The sequence below is a fragment of the Georgenia sp. EYE_87 genome, assembly GCF_023148685.1.
Classification (GTDB): domain Bacteria; phylum Actinomycetota; class Actinomycetes; order Actinomycetales; family Actinomycetaceae; genus Georgenia.
Genome location: NZ_JAHXNL010000006.1, coordinates 214510 through 236714, shown reverse-complemented (window position 1 = coordinate 236714; position 22205 = coordinate 214510). Strand labels below are relative to the sequence as shown.

General features: G+C 73.2%; 19 protein-coding genes and 1 tRNA gene. 12 read left to right on the top strand and 8 right to left on the bottom strand.

The features are described from left to right. Nucleotides 1-466: 466 nt before the first annotated feature. A complete protein-coding gene (locus KZX45_RS11250) occupies nucleotides 467-1390 on the top strand; it encodes a universal stress protein (protein WP_248257815.1) in 924 nt (307 codons plus the stop codon). Between the two features lie 598 nt (nucleotides 1391-1988). On the opposite strand, the gene KZX45_RS11245 is transcribed toward KZX45_RS11250, so the two are convergent. Together KZX45_RS11245 and rocD are read right to left on the bottom strand one after the other, a co-directional pair. After that, nucleotides 1989-2174, bottom strand: coding sequence for a hypothetical protein (locus tag KZX45_RS11245; protein ID WP_248257814.1), 186 nt, complete (start codon nucleotides 2172-2174; stop codon nucleotides 1989-1991). A gap of 230 nt (nucleotides 2175-2404) precedes the next feature. Beyond that, a complete protein-coding gene (gene rocD, locus KZX45_RS11240; protein WP_248257834.1) occupies nucleotides 2405-3628 on the bottom strand; it encodes an ornithine--oxo-acid transaminase in 1224 nt (407 codons plus the stop codon). A 517-nt stretch (nucleotides 3629-4145) separates the two neighbouring features. On the opposite strand from rocD, the gene KZX45_RS11235 reads away from it, so the two are divergent. Beyond that, entirely contained in the window at nucleotides 4146-5594 is a 1449-nt protein-coding gene (locus tag KZX45_RS11235) for a dicarboxylate/amino acid:cation symporter (protein ID WP_248257813.1), read from the top strand. Nucleotides 5595-5738: 144 nt separating this feature from the next. On the opposite strand, the gene KZX45_RS11230 is transcribed toward KZX45_RS11235, so the two are convergent. The 3 genes from KZX45_RS11230 to KZX45_RS11220 form a co-directional block, all read right to left on the bottom strand. Continuing rightward, on the bottom strand, nucleotides 5739-6128 hold the full coding sequence (locus KZX45_RS11230) for a universal stress protein (protein WP_248257812.1): 390 nt from the start codon (nucleotides 6126-6128) through the stop codon (nucleotides 5739-5741). Between the two features lie 102 nt (nucleotides 6129-6230). Continuing rightward, nucleotides 6231-6509, bottom strand: coding sequence for a helix-turn-helix transcriptional regulator (locus tag KZX45_RS11225; protein WP_248257811.1), 279 nt, complete (start codon nucleotides 6507-6509; stop codon nucleotides 6231-6233). A gap of 550 nt (nucleotides 6510-7059) precedes the next feature. Then, the gene (locus KZX45_RS11220) at nucleotides 7060-7500 is read right to left on the bottom strand and encodes an SRPBCC family protein (RefSeq protein ID WP_248257810.1); all 441 of its coding nucleotides are present in this window, start codon (nucleotides 7498-7500) and stop codon (nucleotides 7060-7062) included. Between the two features lie 278 nt (nucleotides 7501-7778). On the opposite strand from KZX45_RS11220, the gene KZX45_RS11215 reads away from it, so the two are divergent. Continuing rightward, nucleotides 7779-8258, top strand: coding sequence for a nucleoside deaminase (locus KZX45_RS11215; protein WP_248257809.1), 480 nt, complete (start codon nucleotides 7779-7781; stop codon nucleotides 8256-8258). Between the two features lie 23 nt (nucleotides 8259-8281). On the opposite strand, the gene KZX45_RS11210 is transcribed toward KZX45_RS11215, so the two are convergent. Both KZX45_RS11210 and KZX45_RS11205 read right to left on the bottom strand, forming a co-directional pair. Then, complete coding sequence (locus KZX45_RS11210) at nucleotides 8282-10024, bottom strand: ATP-dependent DNA helicase RecQ (RefSeq protein ID WP_248257808.1); 1743 nt, start codon at nucleotides 10022-10024, stop codon at nucleotides 8282-8284. Between the two features lie 108 nt (nucleotides 10025-10132). Then, the gene (locus tag KZX45_RS11205; protein ID WP_248257807.1) at nucleotides 10133-12277 is read right to left on the bottom strand and encodes an alpha-galactosidase; all 2145 of its coding nucleotides are present in this window, start codon (nucleotides 12275-12277) and stop codon (nucleotides 10133-10135) included. Nucleotides 12278-12399: 122 nt separating this feature from the next. Here KZX45_RS11205 and KZX45_RS11200 point away from each other — a divergent pair, with 122 nt between their 5' ends. The 8 genes from KZX45_RS11200 (at nucleotide 12400) to KZX45_RS11165 (ending at nucleotide 19741) form a co-directional block, all read left to right on the top strand. Next, nucleotides 12400-13656 carry an extracellular solute-binding protein gene (locus KZX45_RS11200; RefSeq protein WP_248257806.1) on the top strand — a complete coding sequence of 419 codons (1257 nt, stop codon included), beginning with the start codon at nucleotides 12400-12402 and terminating at the stop codon, nucleotides 13654-13656. Then, nucleotides 13656-14594 carry a carbohydrate ABC transporter permease gene (locus KZX45_RS11195; RefSeq protein WP_248257805.1) on the top strand — a complete coding sequence of 313 codons (939 nt, stop codon included), beginning with the start codon at nucleotides 13656-13658 and terminating at the stop codon, nucleotides 14592-14594. The genes KZX45_RS11200 and KZX45_RS11195 overlap by 1 nt, the downstream gene beginning before the upstream one ends. Beyond that, the gene (locus KZX45_RS11190) at nucleotides 14594-15493 is read left to right on the top strand and encodes a carbohydrate ABC transporter permease (RefSeq protein WP_248257804.1); all 900 of its coding nucleotides are present in this window, start codon (nucleotides 14594-14596) and stop codon (nucleotides 15491-15493) included. The genes KZX45_RS11195 and KZX45_RS11190 overlap by 1 nt, the downstream gene beginning before the upstream one ends. Nucleotides 15494-15594: 101 nt before the next feature. Continuing rightward, complete coding sequence (locus KZX45_RS11185) at nucleotides 15595-17448, top strand: alpha-glucosidase (RefSeq protein ID WP_248257803.1); 1854 nt, start codon at nucleotides 15595-15597, stop codon at nucleotides 17446-17448. A gap of 120 nt (nucleotides 17449-17568) precedes the next feature. Continuing rightward, entirely contained in the window at nucleotides 17569-18087 is a 519-nt protein-coding gene (locus KZX45_RS11180; RefSeq protein ID WP_248257802.1) for a flavodoxin domain-containing protein, read from the top strand. 56 nt (nucleotides 18088-18143) lie between these two features. Further along, a tRNA-Arg gene (locus KZX45_RS11175) sits at nucleotides 18144-18216 on the top strand. A 109-nt stretch (nucleotides 18217-18325) separates the two neighbouring features. Then, on the top strand, nucleotides 18326-18781 hold the full coding sequence (locus KZX45_RS11170; RefSeq protein ID WP_248257801.1) for a hypothetical protein: 456 nt from the start codon (nucleotides 18326-18328) through the stop codon (nucleotides 18779-18781). Nucleotides 18782-18862: 81 nt separating this feature from the next. Continuing rightward, on the top strand, nucleotides 18863-19741 hold the full coding sequence (locus tag KZX45_RS11165) for a sulfite exporter TauE/SafE family protein (RefSeq protein ID WP_248257800.1): 879 nt from the start codon (nucleotides 18863-18865) through the stop codon (nucleotides 19739-19741). 10 nt (nucleotides 19742-19751) lie between these two features. On the opposite strand, the gene KZX45_RS11160 is transcribed toward KZX45_RS11165, so the two are convergent. Next, a complete protein-coding gene (locus KZX45_RS11160) occupies nucleotides 19752-20855 on the bottom strand; it encodes a hypothetical protein (RefSeq protein WP_248257799.1) in 1104 nt (367 codons plus the stop codon). Between the two features lie 122 nt (nucleotides 20856-20977). Between KZX45_RS11160 and KZX45_RS20275 the strand changes: the two genes are divergently transcribed. Then, nucleotides 20978-22027, top strand: coding sequence for a Gfo/Idh/MocA family protein (locus KZX45_RS20275; RefSeq protein WP_248257798.1), 1050 nt, complete (start codon nucleotides 20978-20980; stop codon nucleotides 22025-22027). Nucleotides 22028-22205: the final 178 nt, after the last annotated feature.

Below are 22205 nucleotides of genomic sequence, written 5' to 3'. Positions count from 1 at the left end.
GGCATCTACACCGGCAACGGCCAGCACATCGCCGCCCGCAGCCCGGGCACCCCGCTGTACGAGTCCCCGATCTACATCTCCAACCCGATCTTCATCCGCGTCGGCTGACCGACGCCACCGCACCCCCCGGACCCCGGGGTGCCCCGCGTGGCACCGACCGCCACGCCCCCACCGCGCCGGCCCGCCCCCAAGGGGCGGGCCGTCGTCGTCGTCGGGCGCGGTCGGTCCGCCCGGGTCAAGTCGTCGTCGTCGTCGGGACCCCCTGGTCCGTTCCGCCCGGGTCGGGTCGTCGTCGGGCCCCTCGGTCCGTTCCGCCAAGGTCGGGCCTTTGTCCCTTCCGGGCAGGCCGGCACGGAATCCGCCGACATACCTCCGATGGTCCTGGTCCCGAGGGGGACCGGTGCCGATAAGGTTCCGTAAAGGGACACCTGATGGTCAACGGTCGGTCAACTAAGGAGGCGTTGTCATGACCCGCGAAAAGGTCGTCGTGGTCGGGGTGGACGGTTCGGAGGCGAGCCTCGGGGCCATGGACTGGGCCGTCGCCGAGGCGAAGCGCGCCGGATGGCGCCTCCACGTCGTCTGCGCCTACGCCCTGCCCTCCTTCACCGCCGCCTCCCTCGACGGCGGGTACGCGGCCATGGACGACACCGCGATCCAGCAGGGTGCCCAGGCCGTCGTGGACGAGGCCGTCGCGCGCACGGCCGGCGCGGGGCTCGTCGTCACCTCCGCCCTCGAGACCGGCGACCCCGCCGGTGTGCTCGTGGACCTTTCGCGCGAGGCCAGCATGGTGGTCGTCGGCACCCGCGGCGGCGGGGGATTCACCGACCGCCTCCTCGGGACGGTCTCCTCCGCCCTGCCCGCCCACGCCCACTGCCCGACCGTGGTGGTGCCCCTCAACACCAGCCGCCAGTTCACCCCGATCAAGCGCATCGTCGTCGGCGTCGACGGCTCCGAGTCGGCGCGCATCGCCCTCCACCGCGCGGTGGACGAGGCGATCCTCTGGGACGCCGAGCTGACCGCCGTCGCCGCCGTGCCGATCGCCACGGGGGCCGGCGCGATGGCGTGGCTGCCGGCCGCCGTCGACCGCGACGAGGTGCTCGCCGACGTGCGTGAGGGGCTCGGCGTCGCCGTCGAGTCCGCCGTCGCCGGGCGCGACGTCCGCGTGCGTCAGCACGCCCTGGACGGCAACGCCGCCGCGCTCATGGCCGAGTTCTCCACGGCCGTCGAGCTCGTCGTCGTCGGCTCGCGCGGCCGCGGGGGATTCGCCGGCCTGCTCCTCGGTTCCACCAGCCAGGCGGTGCTGCACCACGCGGCCTCGCCGGTCATGGTCGTGCCCGCGCGTGCCGCCGACGAGGGCCGCGCCCCTTCCGACGTGCCCTGGAACCGCTGACACCTGTGAAAGCGGCTGGCACCTCGGCGAGCGGCTGAAACCTCGACGAGCGGCTGGGCCGGAGCGTCGGCCGTGCCGAGGTCGCCCTGGCCTGCAGAGGCCGCCCGGCCGCACGCCCGGGCGCGCCGGCGTTGTGCGCGGCGTCGCTGGCCCACGCGCCCATGTCGGCGTGCGCTGGAGGAAGTGGGCTCCGCCGTCGTCCCGAGGAGCCGCGTAGCCCCCGCACGAACTGCACGTGCGGCGTGGCCGCGCACGGACCGGCAGGCCGACCCCGGTGCGCGAGCATGTCGCCGACGTGCGGCGCGGCGGGAGAGACAGGAGGAGGGGGCCCGTGACGTGTCGTGCAGCCGCAAAGCTCTGACCCCTGACGGAGCCCCCTCCTGGGTCGGCACCCCTGGATGCCGTCCACCGGACGCCCCCTGCGCCCGCTGTGTATCCATTAGAACTCGGAGAACGCAGAACGTCCATGGGGAGAACTCCCCATCAGCGTCGGCGGTTCAATCTGGACGAAACCGTCCGGTTGGGCTAGCCGCCGACCGCCGGCGAGCAGGGCACGCGAGACGCCCCGCACCGAGGGTGCGGGGCGTCCGTCTCCTGCCTACCGCTTGGGCTGGCGCAGCGGGACTGCCGGCCGCCGCGGCGGCGCCTGGTGCGGGGCGGGCTGGCGCGAGGGCCCGCCCTTCCGACGGCGCAGGTCGGTGAGCGGCCGGTGCGGCATCGCGGCGATGTCGCCCAGGTCGCGGCCGAGGCTGTTGAGCGTGAAGGCGTGCAGAAGCGGTTCCAAGGGGTACCTCCTGAAGGGTGCGGGCCCGGTCGCGGGCCGGGGTCTCATCCGTGGCACCGGGTGCCGACGTGCCGCCGACGAGGCGGGCAGGCTGCCGGCGCAGAGTTCGCCGGCGCGGTTTCAGGAGTCCTTCTTCATGGCAGGAACGTTGGCACGCCGTCGCCCGAGGCGTCGAGCGAATATTGCTGCGCCGCGCGGGCCGTGAGCGGTTACCCGCCCACCGTGAGCAGTTACCCGCCCACCGCGGCGCGACGCTCGCGCAGCACCTTCGTGAGGATGTCCAGCGCCAGGTCCAGGTCCTCCCGCTCGATGTTCAGCGGGGGAGCGAGCCGGATCGTCGAGCCGTGGGTGTCCTTGGTGAGGACCCCGTGGGCGGCGAGCAGCTCGCAGGTCTGACGACCGGTCATGCCGAGGGAGGGCTCGACGTCCAGCCCCGCCCACAGGCCGACCGTGCGCGCCGAGGCGAGCAGCCCCTCGGCCACGAGCGCCTCGACCCTCGTGCGCAGCTCGGCGCCGAGGGTGGCGGCGCGGGCCTGGAGGGTGCCGGGCACGAGCAGGTCGGCCACCGCGATGCCGACGGCGCACGCGAGCGGGTTGCCGCCGAACGTCGAGCCGTGGGTGCCGGGGGTGAGGACCCCGAGCACGTCGCGCCGTCCGACGACGGCGGAGACCGGGAGGATCCCGCCGCCGAGCGCCTTGCCCAGGGTCGTCAGGTCCGCCCGGACGCCCACGAGGTCCTGGGCGAGCGTGGTGCCCGTGCGCCCGAGGCCGGACTGGATCTCGTCGAGCACCAGCAGCACGTCGTGCTCGTCGCACAGCGCCCGCAGCCGGGGCAGGTAGTCGGCCGGGGGGATGATGACGCCGGACTCACCCTGGACGGGCTCGACGAGCACCGCGACGGTCGTCCGGTCGACCGCCGCGGCGACGGCGTCGGCGTCGCCGAACGGCACGATGCGGAAGCCGGGGGTGTACGGGCCGAACCCGTCCCGGGTGAGGGGGTCGTCGCTCATCGACACGATCGTCGTCGTGCGGCCGTGGAACGCCCCGGAGGCGACGATGATCGTCGCCTCGCCGTCGGGGACCCCCCTGACGTCGTAGCCCCACTTGCGTGCCGCCTTGACCGCGGTCTCGACCGCCTCGGCGCCGGTGTTCATCGGCAGGAGCATCTCGGTCCCGGTCAGCGCCGTCACCGCTCGGGCGAACGGCTCGAGCAGGTCGTGGGTGAACGCGCGGGAGGTCAGCGTGATCGCGTCGAGCTGCTCCTTGGCAGCGGCCACCAGCGCGGGGTGGCGGTGGCCGAAGTTCAGCGCCGAGTAGCCGGCCAGGCAGTCCAGGTACCGCTTTCCGTCGACGTCCGTCACCCACGACCCCTCGCCGGAGACCAGGACCACGTCGAGCGGCTCGTAGTTCCGGGCCAGGACGCCCGGACGTGCGCCGGTGGGCGCGGGGGGCAGGGCGGTGGTCGGGGCGTCGGCGTGCTCGAGCAACGTACGTTCCTCCCTCGGCGGGTGATGATGCTGACGCTAGAACCCGCGGGGCCAGAAAGGAAGGGACCTGCTGGGACGTGGGTCACATTTGTGTACCGAGTGCTTCGCAATTCCGCCCGGCCGGTCTACGCTGTGCGGTGGCGCCGCTGTCCTCGCGGCCCTGACCACCCAGGAGTGTTCGTGCTCAACCCGTGGAACCTCACCGTGCGCACCGCCGTCGACCTCTGTCGTCAGGCGAGCATGATGTGTGCGTCCGCGACCTGTTGTTGTCGCTGAGTCGTCCGGCCAGGACCTCACCGGCCCGCGCGTGATCTGACCCGCGCCCCAGCACCGCTCCTGGCGCCCTGAGCGCCTTTTCTCCGCCGAGCCACGGCGTCTCCGCCGTGCCTGCGGTGGCTCCTCCCTGCCGTCGCGCTCCGCGCGGCAGCCTTCTCCCGTGCGCGGTTCCCGCGTCCGGTGCCTCACCTCACCGAAAGGTCACCCCGTGTCCTCCACCTCATCGCCGACGGCGACCGAGCCGAAGCGCAGGCTCCGGCTCCCGTCGTTCAGCGCCCAGATCCTCATCGGCCTCGTGATCGGCGTCCTCGCCGGGTGGGCCGCCCTCGAGATCGGCCCGACCGCGGCCGGCGAGGACAACTGGCTAACCGTCACCCTGACCACCATCGGCGGCTCGTTCGTGTCGCTGCTCAAGGCTGTCGTCCCGCCGCTGGTGTTCACGGCCATCGTCGCCTCCATCGCGAACCTGCGCGGGGTGGCGAACGGGGCCCGCCTGGCCGGCCAGACCCTGCTCTGGTTCGCCATCACCGCTCTCGTCGCCGTGGCCATCGGCATCGGTCTGGGCCTCGTTCTCCAGCCGGGCGCCAACGCCGCGGTGGACGCCGCGGACGCCGCCGAGCCGAGCCGCACCGGCTCGTGGCTGGACTTCCTGCAGGGACTCATCCCGGGCAACTTCCTCGGCCTGGGTGCCTCCAGCTCCCTGCGGACCGACGACGCGGGCGCGGTCCTCGGCGTCGACACCGGCGTGAGCTTCAACGTCCTGCAGATCATCGTCCTCGCCCTGGCGGTGGGGATCGCCGCCCTGCGTTCGGGCAAGAAGGCCGAGCCGTTCCTGGCCTTCAACAAGTCCCTGCTGAAGATCATCCAGACCGTGCTGTGGTGGATCATCCGGCTGGCCCCGCTGGGCACGCTCGGTCTCGTCGGTCGCGCCATCGCCACCTACGGCTGGAGCTCGCTGGGCAACCTGGGCACCTTCGCGGTCGCGGTCTACGTGGGTCTGGCCCTCGTGCTGTTCGTCGTCTACCCGGTGCTGCTCCGGGCGCACGGGCTCTCCATCGGGCGCTACTTCAAGGGCGCGTGGCCGGCCATCGAGCTGGCGTTCGTCTCCCGTTCCTCGATCGGCACCCTGCCCGTGACCGAGCGCGTGACGCACCGCAACCTCGGCGTGCCGCGCGCCTACGCCTCGTTCGCCGTGCCGCTCGGCTCGACCACGAAGATGGACGGCTGCGCCGCGATCTACCCGGCGATCGCCGCGATCTTCGTCGCGCAGTTCTTCGGCGTGGACCTGGGCGTGACGGACTACCTGCTCATCGCCTTCGTGTCCGTCGTCGGTTCTGCCGCCACCGCGGGCCTCACCGGCGCGACCGTCATGCTGACCCTCACGCTCTCCACGCTTGGCCTGCCGCTCGAGGGCGTCGGCCTGCTGCTGGCGATCGACCCGATCCTCGACATGGGCCGCACCGCGGTCAACGTCGCCGGTCAGGTGCTCGTGCCGGTCATCGTTGCCAAGCGTGAGAACATCCTCGACCTCGACAAGTACGCCTCCGCCGACGCCGAGGACCTCTTCGAGGACGACGACGAGGACGAGACCGAGGCCGCCGGCATCACCGCCGCCGACGGCGCAGCAACCCCCGTGCTGGCCGGCAGCCGCCAGTAGCCAGGGGGAGTCCCGTAGCCCCGGCGTGCAGTCGCCCCGGCGGCAAGGGGCCGTTGGGGCCAGCTCCCTGAGCGACGAGGACGGGCCGGTGCCGGAGAACTTCTCCGGCACCGGCCCGTCCGTCGTAGGTGACGGCGACCGCGGTCAGGCCTTGACGGCGAGCACCGGCGCCGCGGTGTTGAGCAGGATCTTCTGCGAGTTGCTGCCCAGCACGAGCTTGCCCACCGGGGAGCGCCTGCGCAGGCCGATCACCACCAGGCTCGCGTCGACCTCCGTGGCGATCGTCCCGATCTCGTCCGCGGCGTCCTTGCCCCGCACCAGCTGGCGTACGGTGCCCTCGACCCCCGCCTCCGCCAGGATGCGCCGCACGGAGTCCAGCTCGTCCTCGCTGGCGAGGAGCGGGTCGCGCACGCCGTCACCCTCGGAGACGTTGAGAACCACGACGTTCTCCTGGTGGACCCTGGCCTCGGTGATCGCTCGCTGGAGGGCGGCCTTGCCCTCGGGCTTCGTGGTGTATCCGACGACGATGGTCATACGGGAGTCCTTCCTCCGGCAAGGCAGGCGTGTTCACCTGGCGTTACGGGCATCATGGCGCAATCCGGACCGTTCCGGCACAGGACCTGTGTCCCGGCGTCCTCACCATCCCGGCCGGACCGGCCGCGGCGGTGGCACCGTGAGCTCGCCCGGGCGGATCCCGAGGGCCTGGGCGAACCGACCGATCTCGTCGAGCGACCACGCCGCCTTGCCGGTGAACCGCAGGGAGACGGCGGAGCGGGAGATCCGCACGATCTCAGCGACGTCCTGCTGGCGCAGCCCGTGCCTGGCGGCCTCGAACCTGACGTTCGCCGCGACGACGGCCGCCAGGCCGTCCGCGACAAGACTCGGCGGGTCGAACGGATCGTGGATGGGGGTCATCCTGGTTGCCCTCCCGCCCGCCTCGACTCCCGTGGCGGACCCGGCGGAGCCCACGGACCGACATCAGTTTTCCGGCGGGTTCCACACCTGCGAGCCTCGTGCGCGCCGCGCACGCGCCGATCACGGGGAGAGCTAGTGCGTGAGCATTCCAGGAGTGGCGCGCGTCCGGCTGCCGCGAAGCCATCGCCGTGCGCGGGATCCAGCGTGGCGGGATCGTTGCGTGCCCGCCTCGCTCAGGTCCCGCGGATCTGGAACTCGCCAGAAAAGTGATGCCGTCGGGCTGGAGGTCCGGGCGGTGGTCGGGTGGCGTCGCGGCGGCACGTCGGTGCTGGACGGCGTGGTGAGAGGTGGGCAGGTGGTGGTGCGCGGGAGACCGGGGAGGCCTGGATCGGCTTGCCATGGGTCGATGGTGGTCCGGGCGGCGACGCTCTCGCGGCGTGCGTCCACAGCCCACGCCCGCGCTGAGGGGGTGCACAGGGCCGAGGTTGCTCGGGAACAGGGGGATGCTCGGGAACAGGGGGATGCTCGGGAGTCCGCGCGGGATCGGGAGTCAGTGGGCCCGTTCGGCCAGGTGGCGCTCCACCCGCCGCAGCGCGAGCGCCGTCATGAGCTCGAGCGGGGCCGCGAGCAGGATGCGGGTAAGACGGCGGGGCAGCGGGCCGCGGAGCCACACGTCCTCGCGCCAGTCGACCGTGCAGGCGTCCGGCCCGAGGGGCTCGACCGTGATCTCGACCGGGCCGAGGAGGACGGGACCAAGCTTGCGGACGACCAGCACGCCGGGCGCACCGCCGTCGTCGGACGGCCGCCGGATCTCCTCGACCCGCATGCGGTCGGGGAAGACGCCTGCGGTCAGCGCGATGAGCGCGTCGCCGGGGCGGGCCGGCGGGGGCGGGGCGTCGGTGGTGGTGAGGGGGATCCAGCGGTGGTGGCCGCGCAGGTCGGTCAGCAGCGTGAACGTCTCGTCGGCGGAGGCGTGGATGGTGCGGCGCACGTCGTCATCCTCACCCATTCCTGCGCCGGTCGCCCAGCGGGCCTGCATGGGACGCCGGCTCGCGTGGGACGCCGGCTCGCGGGGGACGCCGGCTCACGCATGACGCCGGCGTCACCACGCACGAGGACGAACCGCCGGCGAGCACGCTCTGCCAGTTCGACAAGAGCGAGGCTCTTCCGGGAGGCTTCGGCAACGCACGGGTTCACCGGGCCGCAGTACGTGCGCGACGGAGCAGCGGAGCTCCAGGTCTGTCGCGGCCCCGACGAGGAGGACGTCTGATGCGAGACCCTGAGCAGGCTGCGACGCACCTGGCGCACGCCGTCGAGCTGGCCACGGCGAGCGTCGCCTCGGACGGCGGGCCGTTCGCGGCCGTCGTCGTCACGGCCGACGGGCGCAGGTTCGAGGGCACCAACCGGGTGACCGCGACCCTCGACCCCACCGCGCACGCCGAGATCGTCGCGATCCGGACGGCGTGCCGGGAGACCGGGTCCCCGGACCTGACCGGGGCCACGCTGTACAGCAGCTGCGAGCCGTGCCCGATGTGCCTCAGCGCCGCGCTGTGGGCGCGGATCGACGCGGTCTACTACGCCGCCGACCGGCACGACGCCGCTCGCGTCGGCTTCGACGACGCCGAGTTCCACAGGTACGTCAGCGACCACGCCGAGCGGGACCGGATGCCGCTGGTCGAGCTGCGCCCCGAGAACGCGACGGCACCGTTCGAGGCGTGGGAGGCGTACGAGGGTCGCGTGCACTACTGAGGCCCGGCCGGGGCGAGCGACGACTAGGCGGTCCGGCTCAGCAGGTCGTGCTCGGCGATGAGAGCGCGGGACAGCGTCTTGTAGCCCTCACGCTCGAAGAAGATCGTGATCCGGTCCTCCTCGTGGCGCATCACCACGCCGTCTCCCCACTCGGCATGGACGACGGCGGCCTGGAGCGGGAACGGGTCGGGCTCGTCGGTTGAGAGGGCCGGCGCGCCCGCCGTCGCCGCACCGGGGGAGGACGCAACGACCGGCGAGGTGGCGACCGGCGGCGAGGTGGCGACCGGCACGGCGGGCGACGCGGCCGGGCCGAGATCGGCTGCGCCGTCGTCCAGGCAGATGTCGCACGCGCCGCAGGAACCGGGGTGCGGCTCGCCGAAGTAGCCCAGGAGGAACTGGCGACGGCAGTCACGGGTCTCGGCGTACCCGCGCATCATCTCCACGCGCGAGCGTTCGATGCGTTCGCGGGACTCGGCGAGCTCGACCACCTCGGCCACCACCGCCTTCGGCGGCGCGGAACCCTCCGCGACGACACCCCGGCGGGTGCGGTGGACGGCCCCGACCTCCTGGAGGACGTTCACCGTGCCCGTGACCTTGCGCGCGGAGAGTCCGGTGCGCTCCCGCAGCGCGGCCACGGTCAAGGCGCCGCGGGCGCCGCGGGCGCGACGGACCGCGGTGAGCACCGAGCGGAGCGCGCGCTCGTCCACGGTGGTGGAGGCGAAGAACCGGCGCAGGCCGAGGTCCTCGGGCCGGTAGTGCAGGACGACCGTCGCCTCGTCGCCGTCCCGGCCGGCTCGGCCGATCTCCTGGTAGTAGCTGTCCACGGAGTCCGGGGCGTCGACGTGGACCACGAAGCGCACGTCCGGCTTGTCGATGCCCATCCCGAAGGCGGACGTGGCGACGACCACCTCGAGGTCGCCCTCGAGGAAGCCGCGGTGGACCTCCTCGCGCACCTGGGCCGGCAGCCCCGCGTGGTACGCCGCCACGGCCCGGCCGCCGTCGCCGAGCTCGGCCGCGTAACGCTCGGCGTCCTTGCGGGTGGCCACGTACACCAGGCCCGGCCCGGTCAGCTCGCCGACGCCGGCGAGGACCGCGCGGTGCTGGTCCTCCGCCTCGGCGTGCCGCACGACGTCGAGGCGCAGGTTCGGGCGGTCGAACCCGCGGGAGACCACGAGCGGGTCGCGCAGCCGGAGCCGCTCGGCGATCTCCGCCTGCACCGGGGTGGCGGCGGTCGCCGTGAGGGCGGCGACGACCGGCCGCCCGAGCCGCTCGACGACGGCGCCGAGCGCGAGGTAGTCCGGCCGGAAGTCGTGGCCCCAGGAGGAGATGCAGTGCGCCTCGTCGACGACGAACAGGCTCGGGCGCAGGGCGCGGACCCGCTCGACCACCTCGTCCGTCGCGAGCTGCTCGGGGGAGAGGAACAGGAACTCGGCGCCCTCACGGCCGACGGCGCGCCACGCCTGGGCGTTCTCGGCGTCGCCCTGGGCGGAGTTGAGCGCGACGGCCTCCGGTGCGCCGATCGCCTCGAGCCGAGCCACCTGGTCGGCCTGCAGCGAGATCAGGGGCGAGACGACGATGGTCGGGCCGTCGCGGAGGACGGCCGGGACCTGGTAGATCGCCGACTTCCCGTACCCGGTGGGCATGACGGCGAGCACGTCGCGGCCCTCGACGACGGCGGTCATCGCCTCCTCCTGGCCCGGGCGCAGGGACTCCCAGCCGAAGGAGTCCCGCGCGACGGACCGGACCCGGTCGACGGTCGTGCTCATGCGGGCGGCCCGATCACGTCGGGGCGCGAGATCGAGGCGGTGGGGGCGTCGGTCACCGCTTCACTCTGCGGCCCGTGCGGCGAGGCGGCAATCGGGGACCGGGCCGGGTCACAGGCGGGTGAGGTGCAGCAGCACGAGCTGCTCGGGCTTGAGCGCCGGGGCCTGCACGCCGACCGCGGCCAGGACCGACCCGGGCAGCTCGACGGGCGAGTCCCACCAGGGTGTCGGCGGCGCGCCGTCGTGGCCGCCGGGGCCGTCGCCGGGGGCGAGCGGGGCCACCCGGTAGGTCGCGGCCGGGTCGAGCCCGGGCAGACGGACGGGGCCGGGCGGTGAGACGACCGACGTGCGCAGCTGGACCAGGGCGAAGATCGCCTCGCCGCCGTCCTGCGCCACGGTGCCGTGGACCCAGAGCGCGTCGTCGGGACGGTCGGCGTGGACGACGGTGCCGCTGTGCAACAGGTCGCGGTGGGCCTTGTGGGCGGCGACCCAGGCGCGGACGCGCTCGAGCTCGCCGGGGGTCGCCGAGGTGAGGTCCCACTCGATGCCCAGGTGGGAGAAGAACGCCGTGCCGGCCCGCAGGTCCAGCGTGTGCGCGCGCCCCGTGGTGTGGCTGACGGGGGAGGCGATGTGGGAGCCGAGCAGCTCCGGCGGCAGGAGCAGCCCGGCGCCGGCCTCGATCTGCTGCCGTTCGAGCGGGTCGATGCAGTCCGAGGTCCAGACGCGGTCGGTGCGGGCGAGGATGCCGAGGTCGGCGCGCCCGCCGCCGCCCGCGCAGGACTCGATCTCCAGGTGCGGGTGGGCCGCCCGGATCTCGTCGATGAGCCGGTACACGGCGCGCGTCTGCTCGTGCACGCCAGCCCGCCCGGTGGACTGGTGCCCGGGTTCGACCAGGTCGCGGTTGTAGTCCCACTTGATGTAGTCGACGGCGTACTCGTCGAGGACGGCGAGCAGGTGGTCGCGCACGTGGGCGTACGCGCCGGGGTTGGCCAGGTCGAGCACCTGCTGGTGGCGGGCCGGTACCGGGAGCCGGCCGCCGGCGGAGAAGATCCACTCCGGGTGCGCGCGGTACAGCTCCGAGTCCGGGTTGACCATCTCGGGCTCGAACCACAGCCCGAACTGCATGCCGAGGCCGTGGACGTGGTCGACGATCGGGTGCAGCCCGTGCGGCCAGACGTCGGGGGAGACGTACCAGTCGCCGAGCCCGCTGGTGTCGTCGCGCCGGGAGGCGAACCAGCCGTCGTCGAGGACGTAGCGCTCCACGCCGACGGCGGCGGCCCGGTCGGCCAGCGCCTTCAGGCGGTCGAGGTCGTGGTCGAAGTACACGGCCTCCCACACGTTGACCAGCACCGGGCGCGGGGAGCGCGGGTGCTCCGGGCGGGCGCGGAGGAAGCGGTGGAAGCGGGCCGACATCTCGTCCAGCCCGCTGCCGTGGGAGGCGTAGACCCACGGGCCGGGGTACGTCTCGCCCTCGGCGAGGCGGATCTCGCCGGGCAGGAGCAGCTCGCCGCCGGCCAGCAGGGAGGTGCCGAGGTTGGTCCGTTCGGCGAACGTGCGCGTGTTGCCCGACCACGCGACGTGGATCGCGCGCAGCTCCCCGGAGCGCCAGCCGAACCCCCGCTCGCCGGCCGCCATCACGAGGCTGGCGTCGTGGCCCCGGGCCCGTCGGGACTCCCGCAGGTGGGTGCCCAGAGTGAACGCGTGGCGCTGCTGGGCCCGTTCCCGCAGGTGCCGCCCGGTCAGGTCCAGGATGTCCGCCGCCTCGGACGGCACCGGGAGCGCGAGGTCGAGCGCGGCGAGGTCGAAGACCCCGCGGGCGGCGTTGGTCACGTCGGCGCGCATCCGCAGCAGACCCGCGCGGAGCAGCTCGACGACGATCCCGAGCCGCAGCCCCGCAGCCGGGTCCGTCGCGGCGACGGTGACGCGCGAGTGGACGACGGGGTCGCCGTCGACCTCCGCGACGTCCAGCGACGTCACCTCGAACGCCGTCGAGAAGTCGCGCCCGTCCCGGTGCCCGGCCAGGCCCGGCGTGCCCAGCCAGCCGGCGGAGTGCTCGGGGAGCAGCGAGAGCGGCACGGCGACGTCGGCCTGGCCGGAGACCAGCGGCGGCTCGTTCACGCGGCGCAGCTCGGCGAGGGCCGCCGGGCCGAGGTCGCCGAGGTCCGGGCCCCAGTGCAGGACGCGGGGGAGCCGGTCGCCGGTGCAGTCCAGGACGACGGCGGTGCCGCCGGCGCGGAGGTGGTGGATCCCGGTCACACGTCCCTTTGTAGGCGCCGGCGGCGAGCCGCGTCCAGACCGGCCGCGCTCGCGTTGCCGGGCTCACCCGCCTCTTGTACAAAGGTGTGACACATGTGGCCTGTGTCACAAAGGGGGTTGCGGTGAGTCGACGACGACTCCAGGCGGCCGTGGGGCTGACGGGCGTGGCCTCCATGGTCGCGGCGTGCGCCGCCGGCGCGGAGGGGCGGACGGAGCTGGTGTTCTTCCAGTTCAAGCCCGAGGCGGTGCAGTACTTCGAGGAGCTGGCGGACCGGTTCGAGGAGGAGAACCCCGACATCCGCATCGTCGTCGACAACGTGCCCGACCCGGAGACCGCCCTGCGCACGCGCCTGGTCAAGGAGGACGTGCCCGACGTCATGACGCTCAACGCCAACGCCACGTTCGGGGAGCTCGCCTCCGGCGGGATCTTCAAGGACTTCTCCGACGAGCCCATTCTCGACGGTGTCAGCGAGGACTACGTCCAGGTGATCGAGGACCTCGGCGCCTCGGAGCCGGGCGCGGTCAACGGGGTCCCGTTCGCGGCGAACGCCTCCGGCGTGCTCTACAACGTCGAGCTGTTCGAGGAGCACGGCGTCGAGGTCCCCACCACCTGGCCGGAGCTGGTCGAGGCGGCGGAGACCTTCGAGGCGGCCGGGATCACGCCGTTCTACGCCATGCTGCTCGACGCCTGGACGGCGCAGTCGCCGATGGCGCCCCTGATCGTGCAGACCACCCCGGAGGACTTCTGGGAGCAGCGCTTCGCGGGCGAGACGTCGTTCTCCGAGGCGTGGCCGGAGGGGGTCGAGAAGCTCGCGACCCTCTACGACTACACCCAGCCGGACCCGCTGGCCTTCGGGTACCAGGAGGGCACCCGGGCGTTCGCGCAGGGGGAGTCGGCGATGCTGCTGCTCGGCAGCTACGCGGTGCCCCAGGTCCGCTCCTTCGAGCCGGGCTTCACGGTCGGCTCCTTCGCGCTCCCCGGGACCGACGACCCGGCCGACACGGTGCTGGTCTCCGGCGTCGACGTCGTCATCACCGCCGCGGCCGACGGGCCCCACGAGGAGGAGGCGCAGCGGTTCATCGACTTCCTCATGCAGCCCGACGTCGTGCAGGAGTACACCGAGCAGCAGGTGGCGATCCCCGCCCTCGAGGAACTCGCCAACGACGACCCGGCGCTGGAGGGGGTCCAGAGCTATATCGAGGAAGGACGCATCGTGGGCTTCTTCGACCACCAGTTCATCCCGGCGATCCCGCTGGCGCCGCTGCTGCAGCAGTACCTCATCGACCGCGACGTGGAGGCGTTCCTCGGCGGGCTCGACGACAACTGGGACCGGGTCGCGGCACGGCGGACCTGGGGCCTCGGGGCGGTGCAGGAGTGATGACGGTCGCGACGGTGTCCCGGGCCGCGAGCCGGGGGACGGGCCAGCCCCCGGGGGGCCGCCGGCGTCGGCGGGAGGGCCGCCTGGACCGCACCTTCTACTGGATGGTGCTGCCGGCGTTCGTGCTGTTCTTCGTCTTCCACACGGTGCCGGTGCTGCAGGGCATCTTCTACAGCCTGACGGACTCCCCGGGCTACGGGGCGTGGAACTTCGTCGGTCTCGCCAACTACGCGGCCCTCTTCAGCGACGAACGCGTCCGCAACGCGTACCTCTTCACCTTCCAGTTCGCGCTCGTCTGCACGATCCTCGTCAACGTCATCGCGCTCGTGATCGCCATCTGGCTCAACGGGCGTATCAAGTTCCGCAGCGCCCTGCGCGGGATCTACTTCATCCCCTACGTGCTGGCCCTGCTCGTCATCGGGTACGTCTTCCAGTACATGTTCAACCAGTCGCTCCCGGCGATCGGGCAGGCGCTGGGTATCGAGCGGCTCTCGACCTCCATCCTCGCCGACCCGAGCCTGGCCTGGATCGGCCTGGTGGTCATGACCGTCTGGCAGGCGGTGGCCTTCGCGATCATCATCTACACCGCTGGGCTGCAGACGGTGCCCGCGGAGCTGTACGAGGCGGCCTCGATCGACGGCGCCTCGCCCTGGCGACAGTTCTGGTCCATCACGATGCCGATGATCTGGTCCTTCTTCACGATCAACGTGGTGCTGTCGCTGAAGAACTTCCTGCAGGTCTTCGACCAGGTCATCGCCATGACGGGGGGCGGGCCGGGCACCGCCACCGAGACCATCGGCGTCCTGATCTACCGCGGCGGCTTCCAGGGTGGGGAGTACGGCTACCAGATCGCGAACGCCGTGATCTTCATGATCATCATCATGGCGTTCGCGCTCTTCCAGCTACGCGTGCTCCGGCGCGAGGAGGTGTCGCTCTGATGACCGACTCCACGTCCGTCACCCTCCCCGAGCCCGACACAGAGCACGGCGGACGCCCCCGCCGTCGGCGGCGGGTCCGCGACGTCAGCGGCGTCAACTGGTGGCTGACCGCGCTGCTACTCGTGCTCAGCCTGACGATCTTCATCCCGCTGTACTTCACGGTCGTCACGGCGCTGAAGACGCCGCCGCAGCTCGGCGGCACCGGCTTCTCGCTGCCCAGCGAGTGGTCGTGGGGCAACTTCGCCGAGGCGTGGCGGCTGACCAACTACCCGCGCGCGGCGCTGAACAGCGCGGTGATCACCGTGGGCGCCGTCGTCCTGACGCTGCTGACGAACTCGATGGTCTCGTACGCGATCGCGCGGAACATGAGGCGGCGGGTCTTCAAGGGGCTCTTCTACTACTTCATCACGGCGCTGTTCATCCCGTTCCCGATCATCATGCTGCCCGCCGCGAAGCTCACCGCGACGCTCGGGCTCGACAACCAGGCGGGGATGATCCTGCTCTACACGGTGTACGGGCTGTCGTTCAACGTCTTCCTCTACACCGCCTACATCGCCTCCATCCCGCACGAGCTGGAGGAGGCGGCGCGGATGGACGGCGCGAGCACGTGGGGCGTCTTCTGGAGGGTGATCTTCCCGCTGCTGGCACCGATCAACGCCACCGTCGGCATCCTCACGTGCGTGTGGGCGTGGAACGACTTCCTGCTCCCGGTGATCATCATCTCCGACCCCGGCGGCGCGACGATCCCCCTCGTGCAGTACGTCTTCCAGGCGCAGTTCTCCGCCGACTTCACGCTCGCCTTCGCGTCCTACCTCATGGCGATGGCGCCGCTGCTGATCGTCTACCTCCTCGCACAGCGGTGGGTGATCTCCGGCGTGACCCGGGGCGCCATCAAGTAGCACCGAGGCGACCAGCCGGCGGGCGGCTCGCGGGGGCGCAGGGACGTTGCGGGCGGACGCCCGGAAGGTGAGGCCCGACGTCGGCTCCTAGGGTGAAGGGCATGACGGAGCAGAACCCAGACACAGCCGTGCGGACCGAGCGGACGGGGGCGCCCGTGCGGGCGCCGGGCGGCGAGTGGTGGCGCACCGCCGTCGTCTACCAGGTCTACCCCCGATCGTTCGCGGACACCGACGGCGACGGCGTCGGCGACCTGCGGGGGGTCATCGGCCGGCTCGACTACCTCCAGCAGCTCGGCGTCGACGTCGTGTGGCTCTCGCCGATCTACACGTCCCCGCAGGACGACAACGGCTACGACATCTCCGACTACCAGGGCATCGACCCCACCTTCGGGACGCTGGAGGACCTCGACGAGCTCATCGCCGGCCTGCACGAGCGCGGCATGCGGCTGGTGATGGACCTGGTCGTCAACCACTCCTCCGACGAGCACCCCTGGTTCGTGGAGTCGCGGTCCGGCAAGGACTCGGCCAAGCGTGACTGGTACTGGTGGCGCCCGCCGCGGCCGGGCACGGTCGGCGGCGAGCCGGGCGCGGAGCCGACCAACTGGCACTCCTTCTTCTCCGGCTCCACGTGGGAGTGGGACGAGGCGAGCGGGGAGTACTACCTGCACCTGTTCTCCCGCAAGCAGCCGGACCTGAACTGGGAGAACCCGGAGGTCCGGCGCGCCGTCTACGACATGATGCGCTGGTGGGTAGCCCGCGGCGTCGACGGGTTCCGCATGGACGTCATCAACCTCATCTCCAAGGTGGTCGGCCCCGACGGCGAGCTCCCGGACGGCACGGTCAGCCCCGGCCTCCCGGCCGGCGCCTCGCGGTTCGCGGACGGCTCGCCGTTCTACACCAACGGCCCCCGCCTGGAGGAGTTCCTCCGCGAGATGCACGAGGAGGTCCTGGGCGCCGGCGCGCGCGACGGCGAGGTGCTCATGACGGTCGGCGAGATGCCCGGCGTGACGCTGGAGCTGGCCCGCTCGGTGACCGACCCCGCGCACCGCGAGCTCGACATGGTCTTCACCTTCGAGCACGTGGGCATCGACCACGGACCGGTGGGGAAGTGGCAGCTGAACCCGCTGCACCTGCCGGACCTCAAGGCCAACCTGGCCGCCTGGCAGGAGGGGCTCGCCGACGCCGGCTGGAACTCGCTGTACTGGAACAACCACGACCAGCCGCGGATCGTCTCCCGGTGGGGCGACGACTCCGCCGAGCACCGGGTGAGCTCCGCCAAGACCCTCGGCACCGTGCTGCACCTGCTGCGCGGCACGCCCTACGTCTACCAGGGCGAGGAGCTCGGGATGACGAACGTGGGGTGGGCGGAGATCGACAGCTACCGCGACATCGAGACGCTGAACTTCTACCGCGAGTCCGTCTCCGGCGGCGCGTCCGACGGCGAGGTCATGGCCGGCATCGGCCCGGTCTCGCGGGACAACGCGCGCACGCCGATGCAGTGGGACGACTCCCCGCACGCTGGCTTCACCACCGGCACGCCGTGGCTGTCGGTGAACCCGTCCTACGTGCAGATCAACGCGGCCGCCGCCGTCGCAGACCCGGACTCGGTCCTCCACCACTACCGCCGCCTCATCGAGCTGCGGCACACCCGCGAGGTCGTGGTGGAGGGCCGGTTCGCGCTGCTGCTGCCCGAGCACGAGCAGGTGTTCGCCTACACCCGGACCCTGCCGGGCGAGGGACGCGCCGCGGCAGGCGGGTCCGTCGACGGCGCCCCGCGGCCGCGGATGCTGCTCGTGGTGGCCAACTGCTCCAGCGAGCCGACCGAGGTGACGCTGACCGGCATGGCCGCCGCGCTGGCCGGGGAGCTGGTGCTGACCACCCACCCCGACGGCGCGGCCGCCGCGGGGGAGGCCGTCGCGCTGGCCCCGTGGGAGTCCCGGGTCTACGCGCTCTGACCACGTCCGCGGCGGGGACCAACGTCTCTTCCCGCGGCCGCGGCGGCGTGCGACGGTGGGGGCAGCGGGACGGACCGCCGTCGGAGCGCGGACGCCCGCCGACGAGGAGTCGTGGTCGCCATGGGCGCACTGGTCGTTTACGAGTCGATGTACGGCAACACCCGCGCCGTCGCGGAGGCCGTCGCCGAGGGGCTGCGGACCGTGATGCCGACCGAGGTGGTCGAGGTGAGCCAGGCCCCCGAGCTCGAGTCGCTCGACGCGGACCTGCTCGTGATCGGCGCCCCCACGCACGCGTTCGGGCTGAGCCGGCCCGAGACGCGGCGCGACGCCTACGAGCGCGTCGGGCACCCGGTCATCTCCGAGGTCACGGGAGTGCGCGAGTGGCTGGCCGCGGCGTACAGCGTGCGCGAGCACCTGCCCGTCGCCACCTTCGACACGCACGTCAAGGCCCCCTTCCCGGGCTCGGCGCACGCCGGCGCGGCGAAGCGGATCGCGCGGCTCGGCGGCGAGCCCGTCGGCCGCGGCCAGAGCTTCCGCGTGCACGGGTACGAGGGCCCGCTGCTCGACGGCGAGCTCGAGCGGGCCCGCGCCTGGGGCGCCGAGCTCGGGCGGCTCGTCGCGGGGGACCGGGTGGCGTAACAGGGCTCCGTTTGGGCGCCGAGGTGGCGGGGCCGGTAACCTGTTCCCCGGTCCCCGCCCTCGTAGCTCAGGGGATAGAGCACCGCTCTCCTAAAGCGGGTGTCGGCAGTTCGAATCTGCCCGAGGGCACCGAGCGTCGCGCAAGATCGGTCGGGAGTCCGTCGCCCGGCCCCCAGGGCCGTCCTAGACGGCCTCGATCGCCATGGACGACCCCGCCCGCTGGTGCTCCAATGGTCAGGTGCGGTTCGAGCTGGTGACCAAGGCCTCCCCGGAGCAGGTGCGCCGCGCGATGACGGACTTCACGGACCGGCGGCTGCAGATCTGGCACCGCACGCTCGACCCCAGGACCTACGAGCTGCGCGACTCCGGGGACACCTGGGCCGTGGCGCGGGAGAGCAGCCCCGGGTCGCCGTTCTGGGTGGTCGTCCGCTACGACTGGTCCGATCCGGACGTCGTCAGGTGGACGGTGACGGAGAGCAGCTACGGCGGCGCGGCCGGCGGCGGCGCGGGCCTCGTCCGGACATCGCCCCTCGCCGACGGCGGCAGCCGGGTGCACGCCGAGTGGGACTACGGTCACGCACGGAGGTCCCAACGGCCGCTGTTGTTCCTGCTCCAGCACCGCCCGCTGGTCCGGCTGATCTCGCGGACGTGGACCTCCGCGTTGGACCGCTACGCGCTCGAGGACGGACGCTGAGAGCTCCCGTCGGTCATCCCGATAGGTTGGCCGGCACAGGTTCGCGCGGTCACGGGGGCCGCCGACGGGAGGATGGCCCGCGTGACGTCAGTGCTGCTGCCCGCCGGGATCGGGCTCGCCGTGGGCGTCGTGGTGGGCGCTCTCGGAGGCGGCGGCGGCATCCTCACGGTCCCGATCCTGGTGTACCTGCTGTCCACGGCGCCCTACGCCGCCGCGACGGCGTCCCTCGTCATCGTCGGGGCGACCTCGCTGACGGCGCTCGTCCCGCACGCCCGGGGCGGGAACGTGCGCTGGTCCCAGGGCGCGGCCTTCGGTGTGCTCGGGGCGGTCTGGGCGTTTCTCGGCTCCCGCCTCTCCGCGGCCGCCGACCCGGCGGTTCTCATGACCGCGTTCTCCGCCCTCCTCGCCGTCGTCGCGGTCCTCATGCTCCGCAAGGCGCTGCGGCGCCCGGCGGGCCCGAGCGAAGGACCGGAACCGGAGCGGCTCGACGCGGAGCCGGGACGGGACGCGGACTCGGCGCCGGGCTCCGACGTCACCCGGCACGCCGAGCTGCTCGACGACGCACCCCGGCGGCGACGGGTGCGGCACGCCGCCCTCGTGGTCGGCGCCGCCAGCCTGACCGGGCTGCTCACCGGGTTCTTCGGGGTCGGGGGAGGCTTCGCCGTCGTCCCCGCGCTCGTCCTCGCGCTCGGCCTGCCGATGCGCCACGCCGTCGGCACCTCGCTGCTGGTCATCGTGCTGAACTCGCTCACCGGACTGGCGGGCCGGACCGACAGCCTCGGGCAGGTGGACTGGGCGCTCGTCGCCGCCTTCGCCCTGGCCTCCATGGCGGGCGGCGTCGTGGGGGCTCGCGTCTCCGCGCGGTCCCAGCCCCAGCGGCTCACCACGGCGTTCGCCGTCCTGCTCGCCGCGGTCGCGGTGGCGACGGCGTTCCAGGCGGTCCCCGACCTCCTGCGGTAGCCGCTGCGGGTCACTCCGCCGGGGCGTTCTCCGCAGCGGTACCGGGCTGCTCCGGGGAGGGGGCGTTCTCGGCCGGGGTCTGCTCGGCGGGCGTGGGCGACTCGCCCGGCGCGGGCGAGGGCTCCTCGGCCCCGGGGGCCTCGTCGGCGGGCGGGGTGGCCTCCTCGACGTCGGACCCCGGCTCGGGCTCCGTCGTCGGGGCCTCCTCCACGATCTCACCCTCCGTCCCGGTGGGCTGCTCGACGCCGGGCGCCGGGGTGGCCGGGTCGGTGACCTGGTCCTCCGTGCCGGTGCCGGTGCCCTCCCCGGGGACCGTCCCGGAGCCGGGGTCCGTCGTCCCCGTCCCGACGACGGCCGGAGCGTTGCCGAAGAGCGAGGTGCCGACGCCCTCCTCCCCCCGGACGACGTTCGACAGCGGCTTGCCCGCCGCGAGCTCGACGAGCGTCACGGCGGCCAGCACGGCCGCGAAGAACGCCACGACGGTGACGACGATCCTGCGGTAGCCGTACCGGTCGACGACGGAGCGCCAGGCCGCCCGCAGGCGGTCCGTCCGGCTGCCGGCGGCACCGGCCGCGGAGCCGACCGCCGTGCTGCCCGTCGCGGCGGCGGGCGCCGCGAAGCCGTTCACCGTTGCCGCCTCGAGCGCGACGGTCGAGCCGTCGCCGGCGCGGTCGGAGAGCGCGATGGTCGCGGTGGTACCGGTGAGCGTGCGGGCCCGCACCTTCCGCACCGGCGGCGCAGCCGCCACGCGGGCGGCCGTCCGGCGCAGGGAGCTGCTGTACAGGTAGTTCGCCAGCACGGTCACGACGCTCGAGAGCGCCGCCCCGATGATCGTCCCCGCCACCCCGAGGGTGGAGAGGAGCCCCGTCGCGGTGACCGCGGCGAGGGCGCTCGCGGTGACCTGGACGCCGGAGGGCCGGTCCGAGCGCGCGTCCTTCTCCGCGTCCTTCTCCGGCCCCGGCCCAGGCTCCGGGGGCGTCGCAGGGCTGTGGGGGAACGTCTCGGCCTCCTGAAGGGACGCGTGAGGCGCGCCTGCGTCCCGCGCGTGCGGGTCTGCGGGGCCGGGTTCGTGCTCGGATCGTGAGGTGGCGTGGGGCCGACTGTCGAGGCTCATATACCTTCCAAGGTTACTGACGCGCCGCCCCGAAGTGTCAGGTCGCCGGAGATTGGTGGTGTTCCGTTGCTCACGCCGGGGCGCCCCTTGGCGCGGCTAGGGTGGCGCCACCGAATCTCAACGTGAGGGAGCGACTCGTGGACCGGCGCATCGGGGTGGGAATCATCGGACTGGGCACGATCGGGGCGGCCCACGCGCGCGTCCTGCACGAGCTGGGGGACCGGGTGGGCCTGGTCGCCTACAGCGGCGGCAGCCCCGCGGCCGCCGCGGAGGCGGGGTGGCCGGACGCCGTCAAGGTGGGCCACGACGACGTCGCCACCCACCCCGGCGTGCAGATCGTCGTGGTCTGCTCGCCGTCCGCGGTGCACGGCGCCCAGACGCTCGCCGCGCTCGAGGCCGGCCGGCACGCCGTCGTCGAGAAGCCGCTGTCGTTGACCGTGGGAGAGGCCGAACGGATCACCGCGCTCGCGGCGGAGCGCGGGCTGACGGTCGCCATGATCTCCCAGCGCCGGTTCGAGCCGGAGAACCTCTACCTCAAGGCGCGCATGGACGCCGGCGACCTCGGCGAGCTCCGCCTCGCACGCACGCACGTGCACTGGTGGCGCGACGACGCCTACTACGCCGCCGCGCCCTGGCGCACCACCGCCGACGGTGGCGGCGGGTCCCTGCTGAACCAGGGGATGCACTACGTCGACATCCTGCGCTGGCTGTGCGGCGAGGTGGTGGCCGTGACCGCCCAGCAGGCCACCCTCGCCCATCCCATCGACACCGAGGACACCACGGTGGCCACGGTCCGCTTCGCCTCCGGGGCGCTGGGCCTGGTCAGCACCTCCACCGCCACGTACCCCGGCTCACCGGCCACCCTCGCGCTGGACCTCTCGCGCGGCGGGATCGAGATCGCGCAGGGACGCGTCGTGCGCTGGGACGTCGACGGCGTCCCCGCGCCGGACCTCGGCACGGCGCCGGGCGGGGACGTCACGGGCGCGGCGGACCCGCGCGGCATCGGGATCGGCGGCCACCTCGCCCAGTGGCGCGACGTGCTGGACGCCTTCGAGCAGGGCCGGCCGCCCGCGGTCGACGCGGCCGACGCGACGCTCACCATCCGCCTGCTCAGCGCCATCGGCGAGGCGGCGGCCACCGGCCGCACCGTGGACCCGGCCGCGCTGCGCTGAGCGGAGGTTGGCAGCCTCCTGCCACGTCCACTTCCGGCCGCGCCACGAGACCGCAACGGGACGTGACGAGGGCCGTGCCCGGTTACCTTCGTCTCGTCCCGGGCTTCCGGAGGGACGTCCCGCGAGGGGCGTGGGGGCCCGGGGCCGAAACTTCCCGGCGCGGGACGGCAGGCCCGGT